The sequence below is a fragment of the Hyphomonas sp. GM-8P genome, assembly GCF_003263315.1.
Lineage (GTDB): Bacteria > Pseudomonadota > Alphaproteobacteria > Caulobacterales > Hyphomonadaceae > Hyphomonas.
Window position 1 is genome coordinate 1 of record NZ_AWFE01000108.1, and the last position, 5,041, is coordinate 5,041.

The window sequence follows — 5,041 nt, forward strand, 5'->3', positions numbered from 1 at the left end:
ATACCGGACCACTTTTCGGGATGCAGACCACAAATCATCGGATCCTGAATCGTATTCCGAATGATATTGTACCAATTCGACGACGCTTCTTCGAGAATGGCGTTTGCGCCATACTGTGTGCGGCGTTCGGTGACCTGGCTTGAGGCGAGACTGGTCTGGTCGTTCGACAAACCAACAAGCCGATCAAGAGGTACTTCCCGGTCCAAGTCAGGCTCCAGACTTCACGGTCAAATCTAGAAAGTCCCCGGATCGCATCGCGTGAATTTACCAGCGTTTCTGGAACAATTCAAAAGAACATTTTCTACGTTTCCAGGACCATAGCGGTCCTGATTTGCTCCTACACCTCGACGGATCTCGCACGGATTCGCAACCGGCGGTTCTGGAGATGTCTGCTTTCGGCGAGTGATTGCCGATCAACAACGGTGTTTCGAGAGACGCGTCCTGGCCCATTACGGCTGTTCAGGCAGTAAAGCTGGCCTACCTGATTTGGCTAGGGTGTTCAAAGTTTAAACCCGAGCTTCTCCTATTTCGACCTTATGACGAACTTGGTAAAAGACTTGTGTGAATGTCTTTGCTCAGAACAGGGAATTTTCTTATGGCTGCGTCCAATCCCTCAGATTTGATTGCCTGGTTTCACGAAATCGGGCGCACGGATGGCCCCCTTGTGGGGGGTAAAAACGCCTCCCTGGGAGAACTCAGCTCGAAACTCCGGCAGGCGGGGGTGAGAGTACCGCCGGGATTCGCGCTCACATCTAACGCCTATTGGCGTTTTGTGGATAAGAATGATCTCAGGGTACCCATCAAAGAGGAACTCGCTCGTTATGGGCGCCGCGAAATCGACCTTCAGGCCGCTGGCGATAGGATCCGAAGGTTGTTCCTTGATGGAAACTGGCCGGACGAGGTCTGTCGGGCGGTGAGGGATGCGTACCGTGAACTCGGGACTATGTCGGCTCATCACATTCCGTCTGTCGCAGTGAGGTCAAGCGCGACGGCGGAGGACCTTCCCGAAGCCAGTTTCGCTGGGCAGCTGGAAACATTTCTGAATGTCTCCGGCGAAGACGCACTCCTTGACGCTTGCCGGAAGTGTTTCGCCTCGCTGTTTACGGACCGAGCTATCAGCTACCGCGACACCAAGGGTTTCGACCATATGCATGTCGGACTTTCTGTTGGTGTACAGTGTATGGTTCGTGCCGATCACGGGGCATCAGGCGTTATGTTCTCCATTGACACCGAGACAGGATTTGATCGGATCGTGCTTATCAATGCAGCTTGGGGACTGGGCGAAACAGTCGTGCAGGGGGTCGTCGATCCAGATGAATATCACGTTTTCAAACCTCTGCTCGCCGACCTGTCATGCAAACCCATTCTCAAGCGAAAGCTTGGCGAGAAGACCGTGAAGATGGTCTACGGCGAGGGCTCTGGCGCGCCGACCATAATAGTCGAAACATCGCCGGAAGAGCAGCGCACGATCGTTCTCGATGATGACGAGATTTTGCAGCTGGCTCGCTGGGCCGTGTCCATTGAAAATCATTATGGCTGCGCGATGGATATGGAGTGGGCAAAAGATGGTGTGACCGGAGACATCTATGTAGTCCAGGCACGGCCTGAAACCGTCCGGGCCATGACCAAGGCGGGCGTCATTCGTAATTACAGCCTCAAGAACAAGGGAGACATCCTAGTACGCGGCCTCAGCGTTGGAGACCGCGCAGCTGCCGGTGTTGTGCAGGTGGTGGAAAGCCCAGATCAGATTGGATCATTTATTGATGGTGCAGTGTTGGTGACAAGCACTACGGATCCGGACTGGGTTCCCATCATGAAACGTGCTGCCGCCATCGTGACCGATCACGGTGGGCGCACCTCGCATGCTGCGATTATCAGCCGTGAGCTGGGTCTGCCTGCAGTGGTCGGCGCCGAAAACGCAACGGCGAAACTCAAATCAGGCGATGAGGTTACGGTTTCATGCGCGGAAGGCGATGAAGGCCGCGTTTACGCCGGCCAGGCAGAAATTCAATTTGAGGAGTTGGATATCGTCGACCTGCCGGATACGCGAACCCAGGTTATGCTCAATATGGCCGACCCTTCGGCCGCTTATCGCTGGTGGCAACTGCCTGCAGACGGTGTCGGATTAGCGCGTATGGAATTTGTTATTTCAAACTATGTACGTGTGCATCCTATGGCGCTACTCGATCCTGACAAGTTAACAGACGCGGACGCCAGGCAAGTAATCAGCCATCTGACCAGCGGCTATTCCGACGGCCGCGACTATTTTGTTGACCGTCTCTCCCGGGGGCTCGCCGAGATCGCTGCAGTGCAATATCCGCATCCGGTGATCATCAGGATGAGCGATTTCAAAACGAACGAATATGCGAGCCTGATCGGCGGACGTCAGTTCGAGCCTGATGAAGAAAATCCTATGATCGGCTTCAGGGGCGCAGCCCGCTATTATTCTGTGCTTTACAGGGACGGTTTTGCTCTGGAATGCCAGGCGATCCGCAAACTGCGAGAGGAGATCGGCTTGTCAAATGTGGTGGTCATGATCCCCTTTTGCCGTACTCTAACTGAAGCGGATCGCGTTCTGGAGGTGATGGCTGAAAATGGGCTTGAACGTGGCGATAACGGGCTTGAAATCTATGTCATGTGCGAAATTCCTTCGAACGTCGTGCTGGCGAAGGAGTTCGCTCAGCGCTTTGACGGTTTCTCCATCGGGTCGAATGATCTTACTCAACTCACGCTCGGCGTTGATAGGGATTCGAAACTTCTTGCTGACATCTTCGACGAGAGCGACCCGGCCGTTCAGTGGATGATCCGAACAGTTATAGAAAAGGCGCATGCGGTGGGAGCGAAAGTTGGCTTTTGCGGACAAGCCCCCAGCAACAAGCCGGCATTCGCAGATTTTCTTGTGAAGTGCGGAATAGACTCGATTTCGGTGACCCCGGATAGCTTCTGGCAAGTGAAGCAGCAGGTTGCCCGTTCCGAAGCACGATCCGAACAGGCTGGCTGACCAGAGAAGGGGTAATATTTCTTTAAACGACCTTAAGGAGGCTCATCCTGGATACTTGGGCTCCAGGAGTAGGCCAGAAGCTATTTCCCTATTTCAAGACGCCGTCCGAGATCATCCAGCTTGCGGTAATGATGCAGGTTGCAAAATTGAACCAAAGGCCTGTAATCGGCGATGCTCAGCCAATTGGGGCGAAGGATTGGGAGACGTGTTCTGACCCACAAAGGCAGCGGCAGCTTTCGGCGAGTAATTGCCGGTAGTGGCGCCCTAATCGGATCGCGCTCTCAGGAGGTATATTCCTGAAATTGCGCTGGTAATGGCAATCAGCCCCACGCCCACCGGCCCAATTCCCGACTGCAGCACGAACCATGCGTTGAGCCCGACGTAACCAATGAGCCCGACTGCGACGGCCCGACGCCCATTTGAAATTGATGTTGAGAATATTGAGAAGGCCGCGGCCAAGATAATCAAAGTGTTCCCGGTAATCCGGATTGGCTCTGCGCGATCAATCGCTACGTGAAGAACGACATCAAAAACATTCAACAGAATAAGTCCTGCGAGCGTTGCTTTTCTCAACCTGTCCTCCACAAACAGCGCCGAATTTGTCGCAGGAAAATCTGCATCGATCGCTCTTCCAGTCAATGTCCGCTACCGGCGAACAATGGCCATTTACGACGGCTCTTTATTGAACTGACTTTCAAGGCGCAGGTGTTTAATGCCCCTCTGCCGCGAGCCTCCTGCCCAGCGTGAGGCGCTGTAGAAACCAGAGGCCACTCCCCACGATTATCAGCCCAAAGAAGGCGAACGCGGCCAGCCCATCCGGCACGTTCATCGCGGCGAGCGCGCAGGCCCAGCTGAAGACCCACCAGAGCACGGCAACAGGAATATGCTTCCAGCCGCTGCGCAGGAACAGCTGGTAGGCATGATCGCGGTGGGCGGTCATGACGGACTGGCCGTTCTTTGCGCGCCACAGGACGGTCAGCACCACGTCCACCAGGAAAGGCAGGAACAGAATCGCAGCGGTCCAGATGGTCGAGACGACGCCGACAATGATGCCCACGCCGCCGAAGAAGGCGCCTATACCGAAGGCGCCGGAGTCGCCCGCATAGAGTTTGCCCGGCAGGTTCCAGGCGAGGAAGCCCAGAATGGCGAGCGCGGCTGTCACGCAGAGAAAGGCGAGGTCTGGCGCCGGTGACGGCAGCGCAGGATCCACCCGCCAGAACACACCTGCCGCGCCGAGCAGCATGATCGCGCTTGATCCCATGGCGAGGCCGTTGGAGCCGTCCATGAAGTTCACACCATTCATGGTGACCAGCAGCCAGAAGGCGACGCCCGCCATGACCAGCGGCAATGGCAGGCTGGCGAGGCGCAGGCCCGGGTCCAGCACCGCAAAACTGATGGCCAGCGTGGCGGTCAACACCAGCTTCAGCCAGGCGCTCATGCCCCACTTATCGTCCACGAAGCCGATGGCCCCGGCCGCGAAAGTCACGGCCAGCACGGTCTGTGTGCCGTTGCGGGTCCAGTTCTGCGAGATCAGCCCCGCCTCGCCCGCAAGCCAGGCCGATACAGCCAGCGTGATCAGGATGGCCACCCCGCCGGAGCTTGGCACCGGTGCGGCCTGCACCTTGCGGCCGCCATCCGGCGCGTCATCAATCCGCACAAGGAACATCATACCACACAGCGCCGCCGACAGGAGGACCGGCCCCATCAGGCGGATAAAGGTCATCGCTTCCCAGCTCACACGGCGTCTCCCAGCGTGGTTGCCCGGATCCACCAGTCCGGCCGGTCGGCGCTGAGCTGCGCTTCGGCCCGGCGGGCGGCTTCTTCGGTGTCGAACAGGGCAAAACAGGTCGCCCCCGATCCGCTCATTCGGGCCAGCAGCGCGTCTGGCAATGCCTTCAGCATTTCCAGCACACCGGCAATCTCCGGCACGGCGGCAATGGCCGGGGCCTCAAGATCGTTGCGCTGCTCACCCAGCCAGCCGGCGAGATCCCGGACATGATCGAACGGCGGCACGGTATCGAATTCGCGGAAGCCTGCCCC

The 5,041-nt window shown here is 57.1% G+C and carries 4 protein-coding genes and 1 pseudogene; 1 reads left to right on the forward strand and 4 read right to left on the reverse strand.

All coding sequences use genetic code 11. From position 1 onward, the window contains the following. Window positions 1–206, reverse strand: a 206-nt coding sequence (locus HY26_RS16135; RefSeq protein WP_158531538.1) for a cation-transporting P-type ATPase, incomplete at its 3' end; no start/stop codon positions are given. A 389-nt stretch (window positions 207–595) separates the two neighbouring features. On the opposite strand from HY26_RS16135, the gene ppsA reads away from it, so the two are divergent. Next, entirely contained in the window at window positions 596–3,001 is a 2,406-nt protein-coding gene (ppsA, locus tag HY26_RS16140; RefSeq protein WP_112074117.1) for a phosphoenolpyruvate synthase, read from the forward strand. 264 nt (window positions 3,002–3,265) lie between these two features. Here the strand turns inward: ppsA and HY26_RS16145 are convergent, their stop codons facing one another. From HY26_RS16145 to HY26_RS16155, 3 genes and pseudogenes are all read right to left on the reverse strand, one after another. Then, window positions 3,266–3,640 carry a hypothetical protein gene (locus HY26_RS16145; RefSeq protein ID WP_146740263.1) on the reverse strand — a complete coding sequence of 125 codons (375 nt, stop codon included), beginning with the start codon at window positions 3,638–3,640 and terminating at the stop codon, window positions 3,266–3,268. A gap of 70 nt (window positions 3,641–3,710) precedes the next feature. Then, complete coding sequence (locus tag HY26_RS16150) at window positions 3,711–4,739, reverse strand: glycosyltransferase family 4 protein (protein WP_112074119.1); 1,029 nt, start codon at window positions 4,737–4,739, stop codon at window positions 3,711–3,713. Further along, window positions 4,736–5,041: pseudogene (locus HY26_RS16155) on the reverse strand (hypothetical protein); the annotation flags it as partial. The pseudogene HY26_RS16155 and the gene HY26_RS16150, both read right to left, overlap by 4 nt.